This is a genomic window from Halorubrum lipolyticum DSM 21995 (genome assembly GCF_000337375.1).
In the GTDB taxonomy this organism is placed as follows: domain Archaea; phylum Halobacteriota; class Halobacteria; order Halobacteriales; family Haloferacaceae; genus Halorubrum; species Halorubrum lipolyticum.
Genome location: NZ_AOJG01000017.1, coordinates 124,590 through 147,757 on the forward strand (window position 1 = coordinate 124,590; position 23,168 = coordinate 147,757).

Sequence of the window (23,168 nt, forward strand, 5' to 3'; positions counted from 1 at the left end):
GGTTCGATTCTTTATCGCGGCTCAACGACCGTCTCCAGCGTCGCGACCGGCAGCCCGTCGACCGAGACCTCGACGGTCACGGTCCGGCCGGGTTCGACCGCCGGATCGTTCGTCTCCGCGACCCGGAACGACGCCGACCCGCCGACGCGCCAGTCGCCGTCGGTCGCGGCGTTGAACGCGCCCGTCGGTCCGGGGTGGAACCCCGCGGCCGAGAAGAACGGGACCGGAGGCTGTCGGGTGAGCGGCTCGCCGTCGACGCGCACCCGGACCTCCAGCTCGGTCGCGTCGAGCGCGTCGCCGCCGCGGTGCGTGACCGTGATCCGGTCGTCGGTCGCCGACAGCGAGAGCGAGGCCGTCGGCGCCGGCTCGGGCGGGGCGTCGATAGCCGCGGTCACGACGCCGCCCGCGAGCGCGACCGTGATGGCGAGCAGCAGGACGCCGGCGATCGGCGTGAGCGCGCGCTCGGAGCGGTCGAATCGGTCGGCGGTCGGGTCCCGCGGCGGTCCGTCGTCGGTGTCGATTGACACGGAGGGGCTGTCGCGGGATCCGGGAAAAACGTCGGGACCGGCGGTGGCGTCCTACTCGTCGGTATCGTCGACCGGGCGCGGCGTCGCGATGGGGTCGAGGTCGTCGACGAAGACGGCGCGGGGCTCGTCGACGACGGTGACTCGGTATGAGTCCGCGGGCGAGAGCGTCCGCACTACGCCGTCCGCGTCGGTGGTGCCGATCGCTTGGCTGTCGCCGCCTCCGACGCTCTTCGTGACGGTGACGTCGGGGACGGGTTCGCCCGTCTCTTCGTCCCGAACGGTCACCGTCACCGGGCCACCGGCGTAGCTGCGGTCGACGGTGACGTTGAAGCCGTCGCCGGTCTCGGAGGCGGTCTCGGTGTCGGGGAACGCGTCGAGCGCGAGGCGCTGGTGCTCCACGAACACCTGACTCGTCCCGCCGCTGACGAAGGTGCGGAGGAGCCCGAACTCGTGCGGGATGGTGATCCGCTGGACCGAGCCGGCCCCGAACGCGTCGGGCTCGCGGAGCGACGCCGTCTCCGGGTAGGCGGCGGACGTGGCCTCGATCGCCTCGTCGTTGCTGATCGCTCCGCCCCCGCGGTCCCACCGGTCGACCCGGAAGACTTCCCGGACGTACTCCCCGTCGGCGATCGTCGCCAGCACGACCGACCGGTCGCTCGACTCGACGTACACCTCGGTGGCCGACACCTCGCCGCGCGCGGCCGAGAGCGCGAACTCGCGGACGGGGCCCTCGTACACCTGCAGCCCCACCTGGAGCTCGTCGAGTCGGGTCGGGGAGCTGAACCCGTCCGTCTCCGCCGCGAGCGCGTCGAGTTCGTCGAGCCGCTCGTCGTACTCGCGGGCGGTCGCGGCGATGCGGACGAGCTCGTCGAGGAGCTCTCGGTCGGAGAGGTTGCCGGTCGCGTGGGCGCTGAACGCCTCCGTCTGTCGGCTGTTGAGCGTCACTTCGTCGCGCTCGACACGGTTGATCGCGGCGAGGATCCGGCGCTGCCGTTCCGCGCTCGTCTCGGCGGCCTCGATCCGGTCGACGACCGCCGCGGTCTCCATGGCGGCGTCGGTCTCGCCGACGGAGAACCCGACCGACGAGCCGAGGTTCGCACCGCGGGCCGAGGCGCCGACGCGCGTGTCGACGTCGCTCGGCGTGGACAGCGTCCGGAAGGTGAGGTTCGCCGGATCGACCTGCCGACGGTCGCGGTCCTCGCCGACGCGCTCGGCGGCGCCGTCGGCGGGCGATCCGATGTTGGCGCCGGTCGAGTCGACGCCGTCGGCGGCGGGAGCGGTGCCCTCGGCGGCGGGAGCGGTGCCCTCGGCGGCGGGGTCGATACCCTCGGTAGCGGAGTCGGCGACCGCTCCCGCGACGGCCGCCGGCGACACCGCGCCGGCGATCGGCGCGAGGAGAAGCAGCACCGCGAGGGAGATCGGGAGGGCTCTCATACCGTGTCGATTCGGGTCGCGATATAAAAAAGCCACCTCAACGGACCGACGCGATCCGAAGCCTGTCGGAACTCGGGTCGACAGCCGGGCGGAACTCGGGTCGACAGCCCCCCAAACTCGGGTCGACTCGTGGCGTTCACGATCGGCCGCGTCCGACGAACCCGTCCACCCGTTCGTCGTCGACGGCGCGGTTCGGACGGGCAAAATGTGCGATGGAAAGCGTTTTGCCCGGCGCCTGAGTGCCCTGATCTGTATGCGGAACGCCCCGTCTCGCGCTCTCCTCGTCGGGTTGGTGGCCGTCGCGCTCGTCGCGAGCGGCGCCGCGCCCGTGGTGGGAGACACGCCCTCGCCCTCGCCTTCCCTCGACGCCGATCCCTCCGGGATCGACCCGTGGGCCGTCGACCCGTCGGCCGTCGACTCGTCGGCCGTCGAACAGATCGACGAACCGTTCGACCCGACCACGGCGACGCGGATCCGGATCGAGCCGACGCCGGACCGCGACGCCCAGTGGACCGTCTCGGTCAGATACGCGCTCGCCGACGAGACCGACCGCGCGGCGTTCGACGCGGCCGGCGACCGGTTCCTCGAGGGGGAAGTCGGTCCCGACGCGGCGATGTTCGAGGGCTTCGCCCGCGAGGCGAGTCGGAATGTCGACCGGAGGATGCGGATCGTGGACGTCGACCGCGAGGTCGACGTCCACGACGACCCCTCGTCGTTCGACGTGACGAGCGACGAGACGGCGGCGGTCGGCGAGCTCCGGCTGACGTTCGTCTGGACCGATTTCCTCGACGAAGACGGTGAGAACCTCGTGCTGGGCGACGCGCTGACCACCCCGAACGACGGGACGTGGCTGCTCTCGCTGGAGGCCGGACAGACCCTCGAAGTGACGACGCCGGAGGGGTACACCGTCACGGGGACGCCGAGCACGGCCGTGGCGCAGCTCTCGGACGGCGACGTCATCATCGAGGGGGCCCAGACCTTCCAGGAGGACGACCCCGTCGTGATCGTCTACGGGCCCGCGGGCACGGCCGCTCCCCCGTGGACGATGATCACCGCCGCGATCGTTGTCGCCGCGGTGCTCATCGCCGGGAGTGTCGTCGGGTACCGGCGGATGGACCGCGGCTCCGCCGCTGTGGCGGACGAGAGCGCCAACGGCGGGGGCGTCGACAGCGACGGGGACGGACCCGCCGACCCCGGCCCGCACGGCGCCACAGCCGGCGCCGCAGCCGGCGCCGCAGCCGGTTCGGACTCGACGGTCGACGGCTCGGAGGGCGACGACGCCGGGGCCGAGGAAGAAGCGGAGGACCTCTCGCTGCTGTCCGACGAGGAGCGCGTCGAGCGCCTCCTCGAGGACAACGGCGGACGGATGCGACAGGCCGACATCGTCGCGGAGACCGGCTGGTCGGACGCGAAGGTGTCGCAGCTGCTCTCCGCGATGGCCGACTCGGGGCGCGTGGAGAAGCTCCGGCTGGGGCGCGAGAACCTGATCTCGATCCCGGACGGAGAGGACGGCGACGGTGGAAGCGGCGCGGCTGACGACAGCGGCGACAGCGGTGAAAACGGCGCTGCTGACGACGGCGACGGCGGATTCGAGACCTGAGGTCGGCGGCCGGGGATCAGACTGAAGGGGAGGGGAACGCGGAAACCGCTCGCCCGCTGTGAGGCGTTCCGAAAGCTCTTACAGGTCGAACGACGGAGTATCGATCATGAAAGTTCTGGTGACAGTCAAGGAGGTCGCGGAGCCGGACGACGACTTCGCGATCGAGGGCACCGACATCGCGGAGGCGGACCTCGAGTACGACCTCAACGAGTGGGACGACTACGCGGTCGAGGCGGCGGTGCAGCTGGCCGAGGCGGGAATCGCGGACGAGGTCGTCGCCGTCACCATCGGCCCCGAGCGCGCCGAGGAGACGATCCGGATGGCGCTCGCGAAGGGCGCCGACCGCGCCGTGCGCGTCTGGGACGACGCCTTCGAAGAGGGCTTTTCGGACGTGGCCGCGAAGGTCACGACGTTCGAGGCGGTCGTCGAGGCGGAGGAGCCCGACCTCGTGCTCGGCGGCGTCCAGGCCGCGGACACCGGGTTCGGCGCGACGGGCGTCGCGCTCGCGGAGCGAATCGGCTTCGAGCACGCGGCCGTCGTCAACGACCTCGAGGTCGACGCCGACGCGGGCGTCGCGCGCGTCCACCGCGAGCTGGAGGGCGGCGTCGAGGAGCTGACCGACGTGGACCTCCCCGCCGTGTTAACCGTCCAGACCGGGCTCAACGAGCCGAGATACGCGAGCCTGCGCGGCATCCGGCAGGCCCAGCGTAAGGAGATCGACGCGAAGGACCTGGCCGACCTCGGACTGTCGGCCGCCGACGTGGAGAGCGCGCTGGCGATCACCTCGATGTACGAGCCGGAGAGCGAGTCCGACGCCGAGATCATCGAGGGCGACGCCGGCGAGGCGGCGGGTCGGCTCGCCGAGGTCCTGCGGGAGAAGGGGGTGAGCGCGTGATGTCGGACGTGCTCGTCGTCTCGGAACACCGGCGCGGGGAGCTTCGTGACGTCTCCTACGAAGCTATCACGGCCGGGCGCGAGCTGGCCGACGCGCGCGGCGGCGACCTCCGCGTCGCGGCGATCGGCGGCGACGTCGACGGCTTCGCCGAGGACCTGAACCGCGAGGGCGTCGACGCGGTCCACGCCGTCGCCAACGGCGAGGAGTTCGACCACAACGTCTACCAGTCGGCGGTCGGGGCGCTGCTCGAGAGGACCGACGCGGGGACCGTCGTGATCCCGAACTCGGTCAACGGGCTGGACTATGCGCCCGCCGTCGCCGAGGAACACGACCTCCCGCTGGTGACCGACGCGATCGGCTTCGAGTACGACGACGGGCTGACCGTCACCCGCGAGATGTACGGCTCGAAGGTGGAGACGACGGTCGACGTGGACGGCGACCGCTTCGTCCTCACCGTCCGGGGCGGCGAGTGGGCGCCCGCAGAGGGGGTCGGCGACGCGACGGTCGAGTCGGTCGAGGTCGACCACCCCGAGTCCGGCGCGCGCGTCACGGGCTTCGAGGAGGTCGCCGGCGGCGACGTCGACATCTCGGAGGCGGACGTGCTCGTCTCCGTCGGTCGCGGTATCGAGGAGGAGGAGAACCTCGAACTCGTCGAGGAGCTCGCCGACGCGCTCGGCGCGACCCTCTCCGCCTCCCGGCCGATCGTCGACAACGGCTGGCTCCCGAAAAACCGGCAGGTCGGGCAGAGCGGGAAGGTCGTCACGCCCGACGTGTACATCGCGATCGGCATCTCCGGCGCGGTCCAGCACGTCGCCGGCATGAAGGGGTCGGACACGATCGTCGCGATCAACACCGACCCGAACGCGCCCATCTTCGACATCGCCGACTACGGCGTCGTCGGGGACCTGTTCGACGTGGTTCCCGAACTCATCGACGAGTTCGCGTAGTCGCCACCGACTTACGATGACCCCGATCCGCGCCGCCGTCCCGACCGCCGAAGAGGCGAGAGCGCTGCTCGCCGGGGTTCGGCGGACGGTCGAGCTCGATATCGACGCGATGGCCGCGGAGCTGGCGGACGACGAGCCGGACGCGGCGCTGCTCGATCTCGTTTCGGCTCCGTTCGCGTCGGTCTCCGACGTGGACGACCGACTGGCGCGGACCGAGTCGTACCTCCGCGAGCGCGGCGACCGGCGCGCGGTGTTTCTCACGGTGTACAGTCGGATGACGGCGACCGTCCGGACCGCGATCGACGACGGGGCGTTCCTCGACCCCGAGTGGACCGCGTCGTACCTCGTCGCGTTCGCGGAGCGCTACCGGCGGGCGCTGGTCGCGTTCGAGCTGCGGGCGTTCGAGTCGCTCCCGCGCCCGTGGCTGATCGCCTTCGCCGCCGCGGCTCGGGGCGAGACGCTCGTCGCGCAGGACGCCCTGCTCGGGATCAACGCGCACATCACCTACGACCTCACGTACACGCTCGGCGACGTGGGCATCGATCCGGACCGGGACGCCAAACGCGAGGACCACGATCGGATAAACGCGATCCTCGCTCGGCTCGCCCAGACCGCGCAGGACGCGCTCGTCGAGGCGTACGCCGCGGTCGAGATCGCGGGGGTCGACCGGCTGCTCGACCCCCTCGACGACCGGCTGGCCCTGCTCGGGCTGAAGGGAACCCGGGAGTTCGCGTGGCGGAACGCCGTCCTGCGCGCCGACCTGCCGGCGTGGATCGGCGAGCCGTACGTCGACTGGCGGACCGAGACCGTCGCGACCGGCGCCGCGGCGATCGCGCTCGCACCCGACATCGGCGTCGACGCGAGCGCACGCCTGCGAGACGCGGAGGCCGGCGTCGACGCGGGAGGCGCGTTCTACGACGCGATCCGGCGCCGGATGTAGGGGACGGCGGGGGAGCAGCCCCGTCCGGGCGCGTCCCGTTCTCGGGGCGTTTATCACCCCGCCGACCCTCCGATCCGCCATGAGCGAGGCCGACGAGCAGACGGTCGCGACCGCGACCGGCCGGGAGATCTGGATCGAGAAATACCGGCCGCAGTCGCTCGACGACATCCACGGACAGGAGGCGATCGTCGAACGACTTCAGAGCTACATCGACCAGGACGACATCCCGCACCTGCTCTTTTCGGGGCCCGCCGGCGTCGGGAAGACCACCGCCGCCACCGCCATCGCCCGCCAGGTGTACGGCGAGGACAACTGGCGCGGGAACTTCCTCGAACTCAACGCCTCCGACCAGCGCGGGATCGACGTGGTCCGCGACCGGATCAAGGGGTTCGCACGGTCGTCGTTCGGCGGCGACTTCCGGATCGTCTTTCTTGATGAGGCGGACTCGTTGTGCGTGCCGCCAGGAACCGAGGTCGTCACGGGGTATCCGTCGAGTCCGGAGGTCAAGCCCATCGAGAAAGTGAGTGCGGAGGGCGAACCGATCCCGTCCGTCGATTTCGAGACCAACGAGATACAGTCCGACAAAGGGAGACTCGTCGACTCTGGTACCGCGGACTTCCTCGAAGTGGAACTGGAAGACGGTCGAACCACGATCGCGAGTCCAACTCACCCGTTTTTCGTGGTCGGCAAAGACGGGAGACTCGTAGAGAAGGAACTCAGAGAACTATCGCCAGGGGACGAAATCGCGGACTTCAAAGACGAGGTCGGGGTGTCTCAGTGCGAGATCTGTGAGTCGTGGACGGCGGGACGCTTCTGTTCCATCAAGTGCAAAAATGAGGGCCACAGCCAGGAGATGCGCGGGGACGGGAACCCGATGCACGGGACCGAATGGTCCGATGAACGGAGAAAGAAGATCGTCGAGAAACTCTCAGACGGTCGCTTTGCCGGAAGTAACAACCCGAATTACGGCGGGGATTTCCACGGCGTCAACGTGTGGGAGATGGATAAGGAAACGGTGGACCGAGTCCGCGAGGCAATCAGCGAGATGCGGTCGGGAACGTCGTGGGAGGAGTGGGTCGTCGACGCGGACCCCGACGAGGTAAAAGCAGACATCGGTGCGGCCACGGTCGAGTGGTGGGAAAACTTGGACGACGACGAGAGGCAGGCGGTAATCGACAAGAGCATCGAAAACTGTGACTACCCCGTTTGCGACATCAGCGGTGACAATAATCCGATGCGCGATCCGGAAGTCGCAGAGAAGGTCTCCGAAGCGCTGAAAGGCCACGAACCGACCGGCGGCAACATCAGACACAGCGACGAACTCGGACACTTGGTTCGATCCGACTGGGAGTACGATGTCGCGAAGGCGCTGCAGGAGGCAGGCATCGAGTACGAGTACGAACCGGCGTTCGAGCTGTCTGACTCCGTATACCATCCCGATTTCCTACTCGGAGAGACGGTCATCGAGGTCAAGGGAGTCGCCGAGCTGTGGGGGCAGACCGAGAAAGTCGAGGAGTTCCTCGAAACGTACGGAGACGAGTACACCTACGTCGTCGTCGGCGACGGCGCCATGCCTCACCACGAGCACTACGAGAAAGAGGAGTTCGAACCGGCGGTCGTCACGGACGGCGGACTACAGAGCGTTCAGACGGTCGCGATCGAGAGCATCGAGTACAGCCATCGCGGCAAGGCGTACAACATTACCATGGAGGACACTCCCAACTTCATGCTCGCGAACGGAGTGTTAACGCACAACACCGATGACGCTCAGTCAGCATTACGCCGGACGATGGAGCAGTTCTCCGACAACACGCGCTTCATCCTCTCGTGTAACTACTCGTCGAAGATCATCGACCCGATCCAGTCGCGCTGCGCCGTCTTCCGCTTCTCGCCGCTCTCGGACGCGGCCGTCGCCGCGCAGACCCGCGAGATCGCGGCGGCGGAGGGGATCGAGGTGACCGACGAGGGGGTCGACGCCTTGGTGTACGCCGCGGACGGCGACATGCGCCGCGCGATCAACTCCCTGCAGGCGGCGGCGACGACCGGCGACGTGGTCGACGAGGAGGCGGTGTACGCGATCACGGCGACCGCGCGGCCCGAGGAGATCGAGTCGATGGTGACGAACGCCTTAGAGGGCGACTTCTCGCGGGCGCGGGCGACGCTCGATCAGCTCCTCACGGAGACGGGGATGGCCGGCGGCGACGTGATCGACCAGCTCCACCGCTCCGTCTGGGAGTTCGACCTGAGCGAGCGCGAGGCAGTCGCGCTGATGGAGCGGATCGGCGAGGCCGACTACCGGATCGCCGAGGGCGCCAACGAGCAGGTGCAGTTGGAGTCGCTGCTCGCGTCGCTATCGTTAGAGGAATAGGCGATCTTAGCGGATACCGGAATCGATTTGTGTACCTGCTCGGCGGGTGTGTGTGGCGAGTTTGGCGTCACTTATAAATAGATGTTACTGGCGGATCGACGACGAACACCGCCAAAGCCCCAGCCGCGAGGACTCGCGCGGCTCGTTGCGGTACTTACGTCGCCGTGCTTCGTCCTCACGGCTGCCCCTTTGAGCCCCACCCCGCCCGCACAGCGACCGCAGCCTCATGCCCCCCCAGCCTCGTCGGCCACTCTCCGCTTCGCTTCGAGTGGCCGACTCCCTCGCGCGGTGCTGCTCGCGGGTCGATGGCCCGCTCGCAGGCGCGCGCCACCGCAACGTGTTCATATATAAATCGGCGTTGCGTCTCGTGGCGCGCTTTTTAAGCCGGGCGCGCACCGACGGCGAGTATGCTCGTCGTCGTCTCGGACACCCATTCGCGCGAGGAGACGAAACTGCAGGGCCGGACCGCGGAGGCGGTCCGCGAGGCCGACCTCGTCGTCCACGCCGGCGACTTCTACCGCGAGCCGGTCCTCGACGCGTTCGAGTCGGCCTCGCGGACCCTCCGAGCCGTCTACGGCAACAACGCCGACGCGGCGATCCGCGACCGGCTTCCCGAAGTGCTGACCGCGGAGTACGCCGGCGTCCGGTTCACCGTCACGCACCGACACCGCAGCGGGGACACCGGGCTCGTGATGCTCGCCCGGGAGCGCGGCGCCGACGCCGTGATCTGCGGACACAGCCACCGCCCCCGGTTCGACGACTCGGGCGCGCTTCCGATTCTGAACCCCGGGAGCCACGCCCAGCCCCGCGGGAACCGACCGGCGCACGCGGAGCTCGAACCGGCGTCGGAGGGCGAGAGCGCGCTGGACGGACGGCTCGTCACGCCGGACGGCGAGGTGTTCGAGGAGTTCCGGATCGCGCCGTAGCCGGCGTCCCGGCCGGACGGCGCGGCCGACGCGGGAGAAGCGGCGCCCGCCGAACGGGGGGAGGGTGTCGGCGGGCGGACGCGACGCCCCGCCTGTCGGCCACTCCGGAGAGCGCGGACAGGAGAGGGGGGTGGGGGAGGGAGACCCGAGCGGGCGGGCGTCGTGTGCCGTCGCGGCTCGCCGGTCGGTGACCGATCGTGGGGTGAGGGCCGAAGCGGGGGTCGCATCGACATCTTGTGGCGGTGATAGCTTATACGTAGCTTATGCACAAAGGCGCGTTTTAGTAATCGATCGACGACCGGAGCGGGGGCCCGGAACCGGCGGACGACCGGGCTGCCGAAACGCATAACACCGTCCCGACGGATTCGAGTGTATGCTCCCGGTCGAACCGTTGTTCGTCGTGATCCTCGTCGCCTTGCTCGGATTCTTCTTCTTCGGGTTCCTGCTCGTCCGGCGCACTCTGACGGGGCTCCGCGAAGGGTACGACGACGGACAGCGGTAACATGGTCGTCGTAACTGTCGCCACCCTCGGCGTCGCCGCCGTCGCCAGCCTCTTTATGGCGTGGTCGATCGGCGCCGGCTCCTCGGGGTCGACGCCGTTCGCGCCGGCGGTCGGTGCCAACGCAATCTCGGTGATGCGCGCGGGGCTCGTCGTCGGCGTGTTGGGGCTGCTCGGCGCGATTCTGCAGGGCGCGAACGTGACGGAAGCGGTGGGGACGGAGCTGATCGGCGGCGTGACCCTCACGGCCGGTGCAGCCATCGTCGCGCTGCTCACCGCGGCCGCGCTCGTCGCGATCGGCGTGTTCGCCGGCTACCCGATCGCGACCGCCTTCACCGTCACCGGTGCGGTCGTCGGCGTCGGGATCGCGATGGGCGGCGACCCGGCGTGGGCGAAGTACACCGAGATCCTCACGCTGTGGGTGCTCACCCCGTTCGTCGGCGGCGGCGTCGCGTACGCCGTCGCGCGGCTCCTCATCGGCGATCGGCTCCCCGAACGGCCCCTCACCGCCGCGCTCGCCGGCGTCGTGGGCGCGATCGTCGCGAACGTCGGGTTCGCGCTGCTCGGGCCCCCGGGCGAGCAGGCGTCGCTGTCGGAGGCGCTCGGTCCCGGACTCGGGGTCGGCGCGATCGGCACGCCCATCGTCACGGTCGCGGTGGCGGCGGTCGTCGCGCTCGCGGTGTACGCCGACCTCGGTCGCGACCGCGCGGGCGCCCAGCGGCGGTTCCTCCTCGCGATGGGCGGGCTCGTCGCCTTCTCGGCCGGCGGCTCGCAGGTCGGGCTCGCGATCGGCCCGCTCGTCCCGATCTTCAGCGAGGTCGGTGTCCCGCTGTGGGCGCTGCTCGTCGGCGGCGGCGCGGGGCTGCTCGTCGGGTCGTGGACCGGCGCCCCGCGGATGATCAAAGCGATCGCGCAGGACTACGCCTCGATGGGCCCGCGGCGGTCGATCTCGGCGCTCATTCCGTCGTTCGCGATCGCGCAGATCGCCGTCGCGTTCGGAATCCCCGTCTCGTTCAACGAGATCATCGTCTCCGCCATCGTCGGCGCGGGCTACGCCGCCGGCGACGCGGGCGTGAGCCGATCGAAGATGGGGTACACGGTGTTCGCGTGGGTCGCGTCGCTCGTCGGATCGCTGGCGCTCGGGTTCGGCGTGTACACCGCCGTGCAGTTCGTGCTGTGACGAGTGACCGGAGCGTCTGGGGCGGTGTTCGCTTATAAACGGCTGCCGTCGCTTACTCTTCTAGCTCCGCGAACACGGCGTCGACCATCTCGCCGGTGTCGGCGATGATCGCGTCCATCTCCTCGTCGTCGGTCGGGAGCCCGAGGAGCCGCGCGGTCTTCATGATCGAGATGTGGTAGACGACCTGCTCGCCGGGCGCCGTCTCCCAGATCACCATGTTACAGGGGAACAGACCGCCGATCCGCCCGTCGGTCGCGTCGAGCGCGCGGTCCGCCATCGCGGGGTTGCAGGCGCCGAGGACGTAGTAGGGGTCGCGGTCCGCGTCGACCTTCTCGTTGAGCATCTCGGACGGGGAGAACTCCACCGGGATCCCGAACCCCGCGTCGAGACACACCTCGCGGACGCGCTCGATCGCCGACTCGTGATCGGTCTCCAGCGTCGTCTGCGTCTCGCCGTACTCCTCGGGGTCGAGTTCGTGCGGATCGAACGGGATCGACATATCACGAATCCGCGTCGCCCGGACAAAAAGCTCGCGGCGGCGGAGGGGGACGAGCGAAGCGGCGAAGGCGGAAGCCGAAGGCGAACGGGGACCGGCTACTCGGTCGCGACCGGGCCGCGTCCGACGACCGCCTCGACCTCCGTCACGAACTCGCTCCGGCTCTCGAACAGCGGGACCTCGGAGTCCGCGAGCACGTCGTCGAGGTCGCGTGCGCCCTTCGGAGTGCGGATCGTCGCGTCGCCCTCCTGGGCGCGCAGGTCGCTGCGCTTCGCGGGCCACGTGAGCCGCGATGCGACGCGGGCGATCGGCTCGCCCGCCACGTCCGGCCCCTCGCCAAGCTCGACGGCCGGCTCCTCCGCCTCCTCCGCCTCGGCCTCGTCGGTGTCGCTCATACCCCGCGCTTTCGCTCCGTCGACACTAATGGTTTCGATGCCGACCGGCACGGACCCGACGCGGGCCCCGTGCGAGACCGGTCGCCCGGAATAATTGCGTGACAAATATATGGATCGTCGGCAAGTTGTGACTGGGATCACACACACGATTCCCGCGACCGCGTGCCGGAACGGCGCGCGCTGGTTCCCGCCACCACTTCCCGCGTATTTCGACTCGCCTCACCGGCTCTGCCTCTCCTCACCGGCTCTGCCTCTCCTCACCGACTCCGCCACCCCTCACCGCCAGCCGCGGTCGGTGTCGTTCAGTCGTTCGCACCCGTCTCCGGTGACGACGACGAGGTCCTCGATCCGACAGCCGAACCGCCCGTCGAGGTAGATCCCCGGCTCCACCGAGAAGACCATTCCCGGCTCCAGCTCCCGGTCGTTGCCGGCCACGACGTACGGCTCCTCGTGGACGTCGAGCCCCACCCCGTGACCGGTGCGGTGGAAGAACGCGTCGCCGTACCCGGCGTCCTCGATGACCTCGCGCGCGGCCCGGTCGATCACCTCGGCGGCGACGCCCGGTTCGACCGCCTCGACGGCGGCGGCCTGCGCCTCCCGGACGGTCTCGTGGACGCGCTCGTACTCGGCCGGCGGCTCGCGGTCGAAGACGAGCGTCCGCGTCTGGTCGGAGGGGTAGCCGTCGACCCGGGTGCCGAAGTCGAGCACGACCGGCTCGCCCGCCCGGATCTCGCGGTCGCCGCAGCCGTGGTGCGGCTTCGCCCCGTTCGGCCCCGCGCCGACGATCGTCTCGAACGAGGTCCCCTCGCCGCCGTGGGCGGCCAGCCGGTCGGCGACCCAGTCGGCGAGGTCGCACTCGGTCATCCCGAGCGCGTCCGCGCCGAGCTCGCGGAGGTCCCGGACCGTCTCGTCGGCGGCGACCGCGGCCGCGCGCATCGCGTCCAACTCGGCCTCGTCCTTCCGCACGCGGAGGTCGGCGAGCGCCTCGCTCGCGAGCCCCCACGCCGCGTCGGGCGCGGCGCTCCGGAGGTCCTGCGTGAACGTCGCCCACATCGTGTCGTCGACGAGAAGTCGCCCCTCGCGGAGCCCGAGGTCGCCGAGCAGGTCCCGGACGGCGACGGTCGGGTCGTCGCCGTCGGCCCACGTCCGGACCGCGTCGACGGTGGTCTCCTCCCGGACCTGCGTCTCGTAGAGGGCCGGAACGAGGAACTCCGGTTCGGGGAGGGAGGCCCCATCCGTCGCGCGGTCGCCCGCCGGCACGACGAGCAGGAGGTGTCGCTCGCCCGGCTCCTCGGCGAAGCCGGTGAGGTACTGGAGGTTCCGACTGGGGAAACAGACGAGCCCGTCGGCGCCGGTCTCCCGGAGCCGCGCCGCCGCGCGCTCGCGCCGTTCCGCGTGGACGTCTTCGGTCACGTTCGCACTCGGACCGGCGGTCGTTTATAAGTAGGGATGCGTTGAGGGACGGCAAGCGCCCCATAACGATATGCGAAGCGTCCCACGAGCGGGTATGAGCATCCAGAAGGGCTCGACGTTCGACTGCCCCGAGTGCGACGTGACCGCACCCTCGGCGTCGGTGCCGTACGACGCCCTCGGCTACGCCGTCTGTCCGGTCTGTTCGCACGCGACGGCCCCGGGAACGGGTGAGGAGTGACCGGAGCGTCGCGTTCCCGTCGGCGGTCGCGAACCGCGCCGTTTTAGCCGCGCCGCCCGCCCTCTCCGGTATGGCTTGGTCGCTGGGACGCGAGGACGACGTGATCACCGAGTGGGAACGCTCCGACGGCTACGCGACGGTCCGGCTCCGCGAGCGCGGCGACGGCGGGTTCGTCGTCCGCCTCGACGTGATGGAACAGGCCGCCGACGAGTCGGCCTACGAGCGCGAGCGGTTCGACGACCGCGAGGCGGCGCTCGACCGCGCGGCGGCGTGGCGAGAGGAGCGCGACGTCGATTGATCGGCAGCGCCGACTGGTCCACAACGTCGACTGATCGGTAGCTGTCCGGCCGGCAGCGTCCATCGACCGACAACGACGACCCGGCGACCGGGCCGGCGGTCAGGGGAGCGACACCGCGTCATCGAGGAACGCCTGACACTCGATCGTCCGGCCGTCGGGGTCTTCGGCGAAGAACTGATAAATGTCGTAGCGCTCGTTCTCGCGCGGCGTCTCGACGGCGCCGGCGCCGGGCGCCTCGGCGAGCCGCTCCCGGGCCTCATCGACCCCCTCGCGGTCCGGGTACACGAACGTGAGCGTCCCGCAGTCGTCGGTGCGGTCGCGCTCACAGAACCCGAACAGCATGTTGTCATACCCCAAGATTGTGCAGTCGAGCTGTTCGAGCCGCACCGCGGCGCCCATCGTCTCGCGGTAGAACTCGACGACTGCGTCGTGCCGCTCCGTCGCGTGAAAGACGATTCCGGACATGGCTCCGAGAACGGGTACGGGGCACTTCACGGCACCGGGCGGCGTCCCGGCGTTTCGGTCCGGTCTCTCGGTCCAGCGTTTCGGTCCGGTCTCTCGGTCCAGCGTTTCGGTCCGGTCTCTCGGTCCAGCGTTTCGGTCNGCGTTTCGGTCCGGTCTCTCGGTCCAGCGTTTCGGTCCGGTCTCTCGGTCCAGCGTTTCGGTCCGGTCTCTCGGTCCAGCGTTTCGGTCCGACATCTCGGCCCGGTGTCTCCCAAAGAGCGCCGCCGAGGAACGTGGCTTTTTATTCTCGCTGGGGTATGGGTCACCATGAGCGAACGAACGCGTCGCGACTGGCTCCGGGCCCTCGGCGCGGCGAGCACCGCGGGCGTCGTGGGGCTCGCCGGGTGCTCCGCCTTCGACGCCGGCGGGGAGACCGAGGACGACACCTCCGGGAACGGCGGCTCCGGAGACGGGAGCGACGGCGGGGGTTCAGACGGGGCCGACCGCCCGACCGCGGGCCCCGACGACGGAGTGAAAACGCAGTTCCGGCAGGGGCTCCGGAACACCGGGTACGTCGACGCGGCGATCCCCGAGGCCGTCGAGACCGCGTGGGAACTGCCGGCGAACCGCGGCGACCACTCGGCCTCGAAGGGGAGCCCGATCGAGGCGCCGAACGGGGCGATCGTGCTCGCGGACGACACCGGCCGGGTGCAGTCGATCGCGCCGGACGGATCGGTGAACTGGGCGACCTCGATCAGCGACGACGACCGCGGCAGCCACGGGACGCCGGCGATCGCGGACGGGAGCCTGTACGTCGGCACCTACGACGGCGTGGTCTCGGCGGTGGCGCTCGACGACGGCGAGGTCCTGTGGCAGACCGACGCCGGCGACGCGGCCGCCGCCAGCCCGACCTACCTCGACGGGAAGCTCTACGTCGCCATCGAACACGCGACGCCGAGCGGGAGCGTCGTCAAGATGGACGCGGAAAGCGGCGAGATCGAGTGGCGCGACGAGCGACCCACGAACCACCCGCACTCGACGGTCGCGATCGATCGGGAGCACGGCCGCCTCATCTTCGGCTCCAACGACGGCCACTGCTACGCGTGGTCGTTCCCCGATCTGGAGCGCGAGTGGGCCTACGACACCGGCGGCGACGTGAAGCTCCCGCTCGCGATCAGCGAGGGGATCGCGGTCGTCCCCTCGTGGGCGGGGACCGTCACGGGGCTCGACGTCGAGGACGGCTCGATGCTGTGGGAGTTCGAGACCGACGGGGGCGAGACGGCGAAGGGCGAACCCGACCCGGGAAGCACGGGCGGCGTCATGTGCGCTCCCGCGGTCCACGACGGCGAGGTGTACGTCGGGAGCCACGACAGCAACGCCTACGCGATCGACCTCGAGACCGGCGAGAAGCTGTGGTCCACGCCGACGGGCGGCTGGATCACGGGGAGCGCGGTCGCCACGAACGACCACGTGCTCGTCGGCTCGTACGACGCGAAGCTGTACGCGCTCGACCGCGACGACGGCTCGGTCACCTGGACGGCCGAGGGCCGCGGCGACGTGACCAGCGCGCCGTTCGTGACCGACGACGCGATCTACTACGCGGAGCGCGCCCCGGAGGGCTCCGACGAGGCCGGGATGTGCTACAAGCTCGTGGCGAGAGAGTAGCGGCGAGAGTCACCGCTCCGGGTGGGTCGGCCCGTCGAACCCGCCGCGGACGAGCGGCTTCGCGACGTGACGCCGGGCGCTCGGCGGGACCTCGTACCAGCCGGGCGCTAACTCGCGCTCGATCGGCTCTTCGACCTTCCCGGGCGCGTCGGTGCCGCAGTCTCGACAGCGATACCCCTGCCCCCGCCCGGCCGAGGACATCGACCGCCCGCAGTCGGGGCAGGTCGGCACGGCGGGCTCCGTCTCGACGAGGTCGCGCACGGCGAATTTCTCGAGTTTCAACGTCGCAGTGACCACACCGCGACCCGCTCCGTCGCGTTCGCCGTTCCCGCCGTCTCCGGCGTCGCCCTCGGCCGCCCGCACCTCGTGCTCGCCGCACACCGTCACCCGGTCGCCGGGGCGGAGGGCGCGCACGCGGTCGCGGAACCGGCCGGTCGGTTTAAATGCGACACACCGGAGGCCCGAGGAGGAGCCGTCGCCCGGCGCCGCCGCGTCGACGTGGACGTGCCCCCCGCGTTTCGTCTCCGGCTCGCCCGCGACGACGGCGTCGACGCGGTACCCCGCGCCGTCGCGGAGGTCCCCGATCGCACCGGGGGCGAGGTGGGCGTCCGTACCCTGGTTCGTCAGGAACGTCGCGGCGCGCTCGACCGGCTCGGAGGCGATCGCCTCGGCGACCTCGCGGCACGCGTCGGCGTCGTCGCCGCGGATCCCGTGGAGGATCGGGCCGGGGGCGTTCGGGACGCAGACCGCCTCCCCCGTCGCGCGGTCGACGGTGTCCCAGACGGTCGGGTACCCGAGGTCGGCGGCCGCGAAGACGCTCTCGACGTCGACGTCGCGGGGCGTGCCGCAGCGGTCGAGCTCGCGGTAGGAGATGCGCTCGACGGTCCAGTCGTCGAACGCGGCGGGGGCGCCGACCGCCGCGAGCGCACCGATCCGGCCGCGTCCCGCGACGGCCTCCGCCTCGGTCTCCCCGCCGGATCCGAACGCCGCGTGGCGGAACCCGTGCTCGTCCGCCAGTTCGAGCGCCTCGTCGAGCGAGAGGCGGTGCCGGAGCGCGCGGCGGGCGAAGCGGGTCACGTCGGGGGGGATCGTCGCAGCGCTCGGCTCGGGGGAGTCACCGGCCACATCGAGGTCGGCCACGTCGAGGTCAGCGACGACGACGCCGGGCGAGGTCCGGGGGTCGTCGACCGCGGCGAACTCCCGGACGGTCTCCGCGGCGAGGTCGAACGAGGTCTCCGCGTCGACGCCGGAGACGTGGAGCGCGACCGCAGCGTTGCCCCGGGTCTTGTGTTTCACCGCGGGGTTGAGTCGGACGAGGAGCCGGCGACGGACGCGACCGCCGGCCGCGTCGAGCCGCTCGGCCAGCCGCGCGCCGACGTACGTCGTGCACATCCCGCGCTCGCGGGAGTCGGTGTCGTCGACGGCGACGATGGGCATACCGGCTATTTCGCGCTCCCGGACAAACCGGTTTCGGGCGGGGACGAGGGGAGCGCCGTCGAACGAATATATAACTGCATCGGCACCCCGATCGGCGAAATCGCATGCGGGCAGCGATTTGGCGCGCGTACAACTGACACAACGCATATATACGGCGAGCCGCTTATCTCGACTATGTCCCGGACTGCGCTGATCGAGAACGTCACCGCGATGCTGGAGGACGCGGGCTTCCTCGTCAGCGATCGGTGTGCGGTCCGGCCCAAGAGCTTCGACGTGGCGGCGCGGCGCGACGAGGACCTCGTCCTCCTGAAGATCCTCGGGAACGTCGACGCGCTCGACGCGGAGACGGGCGCGGAGATGCGCCGGCTCGGCGAGTACCTGCAGGCGACGCCGATGGTGATCGGGGTCCGGACCCGCGACGAGGAGCTGAAGCCCGGAGTCGTCTACTTTCGGCACGGCGTCCCGGTGGTCAACCCCGACACCGCCTACGACCTGTTCGTCGAGGGGATGCCCCCGCTCATCTACGCGGCCCCCGGCGGGCTCTACGTCAGCCTCGACGGCGACCTGCTGGCCGACGAGCGCGAGGAACGCGGCTGGTCGCTCGGCCGCCTCGCCACCGAGCTCGGCGTCTCGCGCCGCACCGTCTCGAAGTACGAGGACGGGATGAACGCCTCCATCGAGGTGGCGATCCAGCTGGAGGAGCTGTTCAACGAGCCGTTCTCCAGCCCGGTCGACGTGCTGGACGGCGCCGACGAGGTCCGCGACGCCGACCCGACCCCCTCGGCGCCCGAGACCGACCCCGACGACGAGCACGTTCTCCACGTGCTCACGAACGCGGGCTTCACCGTCCACCCGACCGCGCGCGCGCCGTTTAAAGCCGTCTCCGAGGACGAGGGGAGCGCCGTGACGCGGGTACTCACCGGCCACTCGACGTTCACCCCGGCGGCGGAGAAGCGCGCCCGGATCATGTCCTCGATCGGCGAGGTCGCGCGGACCCGCTCGGTCTACTTCACCGAGGAGGACGAGAAGCGCGAGTCGGTCGACGGCACCGCGCTCGTCTCCTGCGAGGAGCTCGCCGGCATCTCCGACCCCGAGGAGATCCGCGAGCTCATCCGCGACCGGGCGAAGGCGCCGTCCGAGGCCTAACGAGGCCCCCGGTTCTTCCGTTCTTCCGGGCTGTCAAGAGCGCGACGACCGCTACCGCCCGAGCAGCCGGCTGAAGAAACCGCCCTCGTTATCGTCCTCGTCGTCCTCGTCGTCCTCTCCCTCTGAGAGGGCGGTGTGCATCGTCCCGGTGTCGTCGTCGCGGAACGGGACGCTGCCGGCGAGCTCGTCGTCCGGGTCGGACTCGAGCTCCTCGTCGGGCTTCGGTCCCGTCTCGGCGCTCGGTTCCGGCGCGGATTCCGACTCTCGGTCCGTCTCGGGAGTCTCGTCCGCCGACGGCTCCGCGGGGCTTTCGGTATCCGCAGGCCCGGCGGCGGCCGCATCCTCGCCGGGGGCCTCGGCGTCCGCCGGTCCGTCGCTCGACGACTCGCTGCCCCCGGTCGAGTCGGGGGTCTCGTCGCCTTCCTCGTCGAAGCGCTCCGCTTCAGGGCCCGATTCGATCATCGCCTCGAGGTCGTCGCCGTCGACGTGGGCCTCACCGACCGTCTCCGTCTCTCCGCCGACGGCGCCGCTCTCGGCGGCCTCCGGGTCGCTCTCGGCGTCGTCTTCGGCGGGGTCACCGGGGTCAGCATCCTCGGCCTCTCCGATATCCTCGACGGGCGATTCCGCGGCGACGATGATGTCCTCCTCGTCGCCCGGCTCGCCGAGGCCGCCTTGGTCGGAGTCGGCGACGATGATCTCCTCCTCGTCCAGCGAAACGTCAGTTCCTCCGGAGTCGTCTGTCTCAGCCGCTTCGTCCGGGTCGGCGCTCTCGTCCGGTCCCTCGGCGTCCGGCGGAGAGCCGTCTTCGCCCGCGTTCGTCTCGTCGTCGGCCTCCGCGTCTTCCGTCGTCGCGTCGACGGCGGCGAGCCCCGGACCGTCGATCGCCGCGCCGGTCAGCGCGCGCGTCAGGTCCCGGTACGCGCGGGTCGCCGCCGCGTCCGGAGCGAAGAGGGGGAGCGCCCGGTCCGCCTCCGCCGCGCGCAACACCGCGTCGTCCTCGGGGATCCGGCCGATCACGGGGGTGGCGAGCGTCTCTTCCACCGCGTCGATCGGGCCGTCGTCCGCGGCGGTCGCGGGGTCGAGGCGGGTGATCGCGGCGCCGGCGACGGAGCCGCCGAGCCGCTCGGTCAGCTGGCGCGTCTTCTCGGTGTCTCCGAGGGCGCTCCGCTCGGCGGTGGAGACGAGCAGGGTCTCGTCCGCGAGCCCGAGCGGGAGCGTGGAGTCGTGGGAGAGGCCGGCGCCGGCGTCGACGAACACGTAGTCGGCGTCGTCGAAGGCGTCGACGACATCCCGGAGCCCGGAGGGCTCGGCCGCCGCGTACGCGTCGAGGTCCGCCGCGCCGGGGACGACGCGGAGGCCGGCCGGCCCCTCGTGGACCGCGTCGGGGGGGTCGGCCGCCCCCGCCAGCACGTCGTGGAGGGTGATCCCGCCGGGGGTCACGCCCACGGCCGCCGCGAGGTTCGCCATGCCGAGGTCGGCGTCGATCGCGACGACGTCGGCGCCCGAGTCGGCCAGGAGCGTCGCCACCGCCGCGGTCGTGGTGGTCTTCCCGACCCCACCTTTCGCCGACGCGACCGCATACACCGTTGCCATACGGTGAGGGTCCGGCGACTGGTACTTAAAGGTAGGCGGCGGCGGGGCGATCGCGGCGGCGTTTCCGCGCGGTGGGCCGCCCGAATCGGCGGAAGCGCGCGCGCACTTTCGCAAACACCTTATACGTCGCTTGTGGAGTTTCAGGCGATTAGTAGCATGGCGAGACCAGAGGTGCTCGACCGGATCAAGGAGGCTGAAACGGAGGCGGACGAGATCATCGCGGAGGCGGAATCGGACGCCGACGAGCGCCTCGCCGAGGCTCGACAACGCGCGGAGGAGATCCGCGCGGAGGCCGAGGAAGAGGCGGACTCCGAGGCCGACGACCGGCTGGCGGCGGCCCGCGAGGAGATCGAGGAACGCCGCGAGGAGATCCTCGAATCGGGTCGTGCCGACCGCGACGAGCTCGAACGCGAGGCCCGCGACCGCGTGGACTCGGCCGTCGACTACGCCGTCGAACGGTTCGAAGAAGCGGTGAACCAACAGGCCGAGGAGGCGGTGGATGCTCAGGCCTGAGCGGATGAGCAAGGTGTCGGTGACGGGCTCGAAGCGCGTCATCGACGACGTGATCGAGGCGACGTACGAACACCACTCCCTGCACGTCACCGACTACGACGAGCGCTACGAGGGCTTCTCGCCCGGCGAGTCGCTCGACGGCGCCGAGACCGTCAACGAGAAGCTCGTCACCGTGCGCTCGCTGGAGAGCATCCTCGACATCGAGGGCGACGAGGCCGACGGGGTCCGCCCGCTCGACGACGAGGAGCTCGAGGCGGAGCTCGCCGACGTGCGCGATCGCGTCAACGATCTCAACGACCGCCGCGACGAGCTCCGTGGCGAGATCCGCGATCGGGAGGAGGAGATCGAGCGGATGGAGCCGTTCGCGGATCTGGGGATCGAGCTCGACCTGCTCGGCGGCTACGACTCGCTCGAGGTCGTCGTCGGGGAGGCGAAGCCGGAGGCGGTCGAAGCGGCGCTCGCCGACGCGGAGGGGATCGACTCCTTCGAGGTGTTCGCCGGGAGCGACGTCGTCGCGATCTTCGCGCGGCCCGCCGACGGCGCCGAGGAGGGCGTCCTGCAGGACTCGCTCGTGGGCGTCGATATCGCGCTGCTCGAGGTGCCGGACGCGGACGCGAGCCCGAGCGACTACGTCGCGGAGCTGGAGCGCGAACGCGAGGAGCTCCAGAACGACCTCACCGAGGTCGAAGCGAAGCTCGCGGCGGTGAAAGAGGAGGCGGCCGGCTTCCTGCTGCGCGCCGAAGAGCAGCTCACCATCGAGGCCGAGAAGAAGCAGGCGCCACTCTCCTTCGCGACCACCGAGAACGCCTTCATCGCTGAGGGGTGGGTCCCGACCGAGACGTTCCCCGACCTGCAGGCGGCCATCGCCGACGCGGTCGGCGACCACGCCGAGGTAGAGGAGCTCGAGCGCGCGTCGTTCACACCCGACGGCGACCACCACACCGAGGCGGTCGCGGACGGCGGCGCCGAGCCCGAGGCGGCCACGGACGGCGGCCACGCGACCCACGGCAGCGACGACCCGCCGGTCGTCCAGGACAACGGGGGCGCGGCCGGCCCCTTCGAGGTGCTCGTGCGAGGTTTCGGGCGGCCGAAGTACTCGGAGTTCGACCCGACGCTTCTGGTCTTCCTCACGTTCCCGCTCATGTTCGGCTTCATGATCGGCGACGTGGGGTACGGCGTGCTGTACGCCGCCATCGGCGTCTTCCTGTACCGCAACTACGAGGGGACGTTCCGCGAACTCGGCGCCGTCGCGCTGTGGGCCGGCGGCTTCACGATCCTGTTCGGTATCTACTTCGGGATCGACGTGTTCGGCTACCACGCCTACCAGCTGCTGCCGGGTGACGTCCACTGGCCGGTGGCCGGAAAGGGGCTCTCGCCCGCCGACATCGACTGGGCGCTGTCGTTCCTCGTCGCCAGCGTGCTGTTCGGGCTCGTGCATCTGAACGTGGGGCACATCCTCTCGTTCGTGAGCAACTACCAGCAGCACGACCTGAAACACGCGATGTACGAGGGCGGCTCGTGGCTGCTGATCCTCAACGGCGCGTGGATCTGGATCTTCAGCCAGCACCTCCCCGGCCCGAAGCCGGAGTTCCTGTTCGAGTCGTTCTCGATACTCACCTTCGGGGCGGTGTCGTTCGGCGGCTTCCCGGTCGCCGTCGGGTACGCCGCCATCGTGGCGGTCCTCCTAGGAATTGTCCTGCTCGCGATCGGCGAGCCGCCGGAGCTCGCCGAGGTGCTCGCACCGATCGTCAACGTGATTTCGTACGCCCGGATCATGGCGGTGCTGCTCGCGAAGGGCGGGATGGCGCTCGCGGTGAACCTGCTCGCGTTCGGCGCGTACATCGACGGCGGCGGAGACGGGAGCTTCCACTTCATCTTCAGCGCCGACTACCTCGCCGAGGTCCAGAACACCGCTGACTACGAGCTGGTCTTCGCGGGGATGACGACCGCGTTCGACCCGGCATCGATCGGCGCAGTCGGCGTCCTCGCGCTCGTCGCCGGGATCGTCGTCGCGATCGTCGGCCACATCGTCGTCCTCGCGCTCGGGGTCACCTCCGCCGGCATTCAGGCGGTGCGCCTCGAGTACGTGGAGTTCTTCGGGAACTTCTATCAGGGCGGCGGAGACTCGTACCTGCCGTTCGGCTACGACCGGCAGTACACCGCCGAGGACGACTGACCGCAGCGTCCGCAGATCGCTGACGCGGTCCGGTTCGT

The 23,168-nt window shown here is 70.5% G+C and carries 21 protein-coding genes and 3 pseudogenes; 16 read left to right on the forward strand and 8 right to left on the reverse strand.

The window, feature by feature from the left end; all coding sequences use genetic code 11:
• Positions 1–11: 11 nt before the first annotated feature.
• On the reverse strand, positions 12–527 hold the full coding sequence (locus C469_RS07185) for a type IV pilin N-terminal domain-containing protein (protein ID WP_008005156.1): 516 nt from the start codon (positions 525–527) through the stop codon (positions 12–14).
• A 51-nt stretch (positions 528–578) separates the two neighbouring features.
• Entirely contained in the window at positions 579–1,961 is a 1,383-nt protein-coding gene (locus C469_RS07190; RefSeq protein ID WP_008005159.1) for a DUF7094 domain-containing protein, read from the reverse strand.
• Positions 1,962–2,214: 253 nt separating this feature from the next.
• Between C469_RS07190 and C469_RS07195 the strand changes: the two genes are divergently transcribed.
• From C469_RS07195 to C469_RS07225, 10 genes and pseudogenes are all read left to right on the forward strand, one after another.
• Positions 2,215–3,561 (forward strand): helix-turn-helix transcriptional regulator, encoded by a 1,347-nt coding sequence (locus tag C469_RS07195; protein ID WP_008005161.1) that lies wholly within the window; start codon positions 2,215–2,217, stop codon positions 3,559–3,561.
• Between the two features lie 106 nt (positions 3,562–3,667).
• Positions 3,668–4,456 (forward strand): electron transfer flavoprotein subunit beta/FixA family protein, encoded by a 789-nt coding sequence (locus C469_RS07200; RefSeq protein ID WP_008005163.1) that lies wholly within the window; start codon positions 3,668–3,670, stop codon positions 4,454–4,456.
• The gene (locus C469_RS07205; protein ID WP_008005166.1) at positions 4,456–5,403 is read left to right on the forward strand and encodes an electron transfer flavoprotein subunit alpha/FixB family protein; all 948 of its coding nucleotides are present in this window, start codon (positions 4,456–4,458) and stop codon (positions 5,401–5,403) included. Before C469_RS07200 ends, C469_RS07205 begins: the two co-directional genes overlap by 1 nt.
• A 16-nt stretch (positions 5,404–5,419) precedes the next feature.
• The gene (locus tag C469_RS07210) at positions 5,420–6,343 is read left to right on the forward strand and encodes a DUF5995 family protein (protein WP_008005168.1); all 924 of its coding nucleotides are present in this window, start codon (positions 5,420–5,422) and stop codon (positions 6,341–6,343) included.
• A 79-nt stretch (positions 6,344–6,422) separates the two neighbouring features.
• A pseudogene (locus C469_RS17475) lies at positions 6,423–6,794 on the forward strand (AAA family ATPase); the annotation flags it as partial.
• 69 nt (positions 6,795–6,863) lie between these two features.
• Positions 6,864–8,096, forward strand: a pseudogene (locus C469_RS17480) (replication factor C small subunit); the annotation flags it as partial.
• 3 nt (positions 8,097–8,099) lie between these two features.
• Positions 8,100–8,711, forward strand: a pseudogene (locus tag C469_RS17485) (replication factor C small subunit); the annotation flags it as partial.
• A gap of 407 nt (positions 8,712–9,118) precedes the next feature.
• Positions 9,119–9,637 carry a metallophosphoesterase gene (locus tag C469_RS07220; RefSeq protein WP_008005172.1) on the forward strand — a complete coding sequence of 173 codons (519 nt, stop codon included), beginning with the start codon at positions 9,119–9,121 and terminating at the stop codon, positions 9,635–9,637.
• Positions 9,638–10,010: 373 nt separating this feature from the next.
• Complete coding sequence (locus C469_RS17625) at positions 10,011–10,139, forward strand: DUF7859 family protein (protein WP_008005173.1); 129 nt, start codon at positions 10,011–10,013, stop codon at positions 10,137–10,139.
• Position 10,140: 1 nt separating this feature from the next.
• Entirely contained in the window at positions 10,141–11,316 is a 1,176-nt protein-coding gene (locus C469_RS07225) for an inorganic phosphate transporter (RefSeq protein ID WP_008005175.1), read from the forward strand.
• Between the two features lie 52 nt (positions 11,317–11,368).
• On the opposite strand, the gene C469_RS07230 is transcribed toward C469_RS07225, so the two are convergent.
• The 3 genes from C469_RS07230 to C469_RS07240 form a co-directional block, all read right to left on the reverse strand.
• Positions 11,369–11,815 (reverse strand): DUF302 domain-containing protein, encoded by a 447-nt coding sequence (locus C469_RS07230; RefSeq protein ID WP_008005178.1) that lies wholly within the window; start codon positions 11,813–11,815, stop codon positions 11,369–11,371.
• A 95-nt stretch (positions 11,816–11,910) separates the two neighbouring features.
• Entirely contained in the window at positions 11,911–12,207 is a 297-nt protein-coding gene (locus C469_RS07235; protein WP_008005180.1) for a DUF5789 family protein, read from the reverse strand.
• A gap of 276 nt (positions 12,208–12,483) precedes the next feature.
• A complete protein-coding gene (locus C469_RS07240; protein WP_008005183.1) occupies positions 12,484–13,620 on the reverse strand; it encodes an aminopeptidase P family protein in 1,137 nt (378 codons plus the stop codon).
• A gap of 94 nt (positions 13,621–13,714) precedes the next feature.
• Between C469_RS07240 and C469_RS17160 the strand changes: the two genes are divergently transcribed.
• Together C469_RS17160 and C469_RS07245 are read left to right on the forward strand one after the other, a co-directional pair.
• Positions 13,715–13,858: a hypothetical protein gene (locus tag C469_RS17160; RefSeq protein ID WP_008005185.1), complete on the forward strand. Its 144-nt coding sequence runs from the start codon at positions 13,715–13,717 to the stop codon at positions 13,856–13,858.
• A 70-nt stretch (positions 13,859–13,928) separates the two neighbouring features.
• Complete coding sequence (locus C469_RS07245; protein WP_049911113.1) at positions 13,929–14,156, forward strand: DUF7543 family protein; 228 nt, start codon at positions 13,929–13,931, stop codon at positions 14,154–14,156.
• 99 nt (positions 14,157–14,255) lie between these two features.
• Here the strand turns inward: C469_RS07245 and C469_RS07250 are convergent, their stop codons facing one another.
• Positions 14,256–14,621 (reverse strand): VOC family protein, encoded by a 366-nt coding sequence (locus tag C469_RS07250; protein ID WP_049911122.1) that lies wholly within the window; start codon positions 14,619–14,621, stop codon positions 14,256–14,258.
• Positions 14,622–14,927: 306 nt separating this feature from the next.
• Between C469_RS07250 and C469_RS07255 the strand changes: the two genes are divergently transcribed.
• The gene (locus tag C469_RS07255) at positions 14,928–16,265 is read left to right on the forward strand and encodes an outer membrane protein assembly factor BamB family protein (RefSeq protein WP_008005192.1); all 1,338 of its coding nucleotides are present in this window, start codon (positions 14,928–14,930) and stop codon (positions 16,263–16,265) included.
• Positions 16,266–16,274: 9 nt separating this feature from the next.
• Here C469_RS07255 and C469_RS07260 read toward each other — a convergent pair whose 3' ends face one another.
• Positions 16,275–17,702 (reverse strand): tRNA(Ile)(2)-agmatinylcytidine synthase, encoded by a 1,428-nt coding sequence (locus C469_RS07260; protein WP_008005193.1) that lies wholly within the window; start codon positions 17,700–17,702, stop codon positions 16,275–16,277.
• Between the two features lie 174 nt (positions 17,703–17,876).
• Between C469_RS07260 and C469_RS07265 the strand changes: the two genes are divergently transcribed.
• Positions 17,877–18,848, forward strand: a complete 972-nt coding sequence (locus C469_RS07265; RefSeq protein ID WP_008005194.1) for a transcriptional regulator — start codon at positions 17,877–17,879, stop codon at positions 18,846–18,848.
• A gap of 51 nt (positions 18,849–18,899) precedes the next feature.
• Here C469_RS07265 and C469_RS07270 read toward each other — a convergent pair whose 3' ends face one another.
• Positions 18,900–20,441: a MinD/ParA family ATP-binding protein gene (locus C469_RS07270; RefSeq protein WP_008005196.1), complete on the reverse strand. Its 1,542-nt coding sequence runs from the start codon at positions 20,439–20,441 to the stop codon at positions 18,900–18,902.
• Positions 20,442–20,597: 156 nt separating this feature from the next.
• Here C469_RS07270 and ahaH point away from each other — a divergent pair, with 156 nt between their 5' ends.
• Both ahaH and C469_RS07280 read left to right on the forward strand, forming a co-directional pair.
• On the forward strand, positions 20,598–20,954 hold the full coding sequence (ahaH, locus tag C469_RS07275; protein ID WP_008005198.1) for an ATP synthase archaeal subunit H: 357 nt from the start codon (positions 20,598–20,600) through the stop codon (positions 20,952–20,954).
• Complete coding sequence (locus C469_RS07280) at positions 20,941–23,130, forward strand: V-type ATP synthase subunit I (protein WP_008005200.1); 2,190 nt, start codon at positions 20,941–20,943, stop codon at positions 23,128–23,130. The genes ahaH and C469_RS07280 overlap by 14 nt, the downstream gene beginning before the upstream one ends.
• The last annotated feature ends 38 nt before the right edge of the window (positions 23,131–23,168 follow it).

Excerpts from the sequence above, each read along its gene's own strand:
- C469_RS07250 (WP_049911122.1), bottom strand. The coding sequence starts at position 14,621 with ATGTCCGGAATCGTCTTTCACGCGACGGAGCGGCACGACGCAGTCGTC.
- C469_RS07260 (WP_008005193.1), bottom strand. The coding sequence starts at position 17,702 with ATGCCCATCGTCGCCGTCGACGACACCGACTCCCGCGAGCGCGGGATG.
- C469_RS17625 (WP_008005173.1), top strand. The coding sequence starts at position 10,011 with ATGCTCCCGGTCGAACCGTTGTTCGTCGTGATCCTCGTCGCCTTGCTC.
- C469_RS07270 (WP_008005196.1), bottom strand. The coding sequence starts at position 20,441 with ATGGCAACGGTGTATGCGGTCGCGTCGGCGAAAGGTGGGGTCGGGAAG.
- C469_RS07280 (WP_008005200.1), top strand. The coding sequence starts at position 20,941 with ATGCTCAGGCCTGAGCGGATGAGCAAGGTGTCGGTGACGGGCTCGAAG.
- C469_RS07265 (WP_008005194.1), top strand. The coding sequence starts at position 17,877 with ATGTCCCGGACTGCGCTGATCGAGAACGTCACCGCGATGCTGGAGGAC.
- C469_RS17160 (WP_008005185.1), top strand. The coding sequence starts at position 13,715 with ATGAGCATCCAGAAGGGCTCGACGTTCGACTGCCCCGAGTGCGACGTG.
- C469_RS07195 (WP_008005161.1), top strand. The coding sequence starts at position 2,215 with ATGCGGAACGCCCCGTCTCGCGCTCTCCTCGTCGGGTTGGTGGCCGTC.
- C469_RS07200 (WP_008005163.1), top strand. The coding sequence starts at position 3,668 with ATGAAAGTTCTGGTGACAGTCAAGGAGGTCGCGGAGCCGGACGACGAC.
- C469_RS07220 (WP_008005172.1), top strand. The coding sequence starts at position 9,119 with ATGCTCGTCGTCGTCTCGGACACCCATTCGCGCGAGGAGACGAAACTG.
- C469_RS07190 (WP_008005159.1), bottom strand. The coding sequence starts at position 1,961 with ATGAGAGCCCTCCCGATCTCCCTCGCGGTGCTGCTTCTCCTCGCGCCG.
- C469_RS07225 (WP_008005175.1), top strand. The coding sequence starts at position 10,141 with ATGGTCGTCGTAACTGTCGCCACCCTCGGCGTCGCCGCCGTCGCCAGC.
- C469_RS07205 (WP_008005166.1), top strand. The coding sequence starts at position 4,456 with ATGTCGGACGTGCTCGTCGTCTCGGAACACCGGCGCGGGGAGCTTCGT.
- C469_RS07210 (WP_008005168.1), top strand. The coding sequence starts at position 5,420 with ATGACCCCGATCCGCGCCGCCGTCCCGACCGCCGAAGAGGCGAGAGCG.
- C469_RS07230 (WP_008005178.1), bottom strand. The coding sequence starts at position 11,815 with ATGTCGATCCCGTTCGATCCGCACGAACTCGACCCCGAGGAGTACGGC.
- C469_RS07255 (WP_008005192.1), top strand. The coding sequence starts at position 14,928 with ATGAGCGAACGAACGCGTCGCGACTGGCTCCGGGCCCTCGGCGCGGCG.
- ahaH (WP_008005198.1), top strand. The coding sequence starts at position 20,598 with ATGGCGAGACCAGAGGTGCTCGACCGGATCAAGGAGGCTGAAACGGAG.
- C469_RS07245 (WP_049911113.1), top strand. The coding sequence starts at position 13,929 with ATGGCTTGGTCGCTGGGACGCGAGGACGACGTGATCACCGAGTGGGAA.
- C469_RS07235 (WP_008005180.1), bottom strand. The coding sequence starts at position 12,207 with ATGAGCGACACCGACGAGGCCGAGGCGGAGGAGGCGGAGGAGCCGGCC.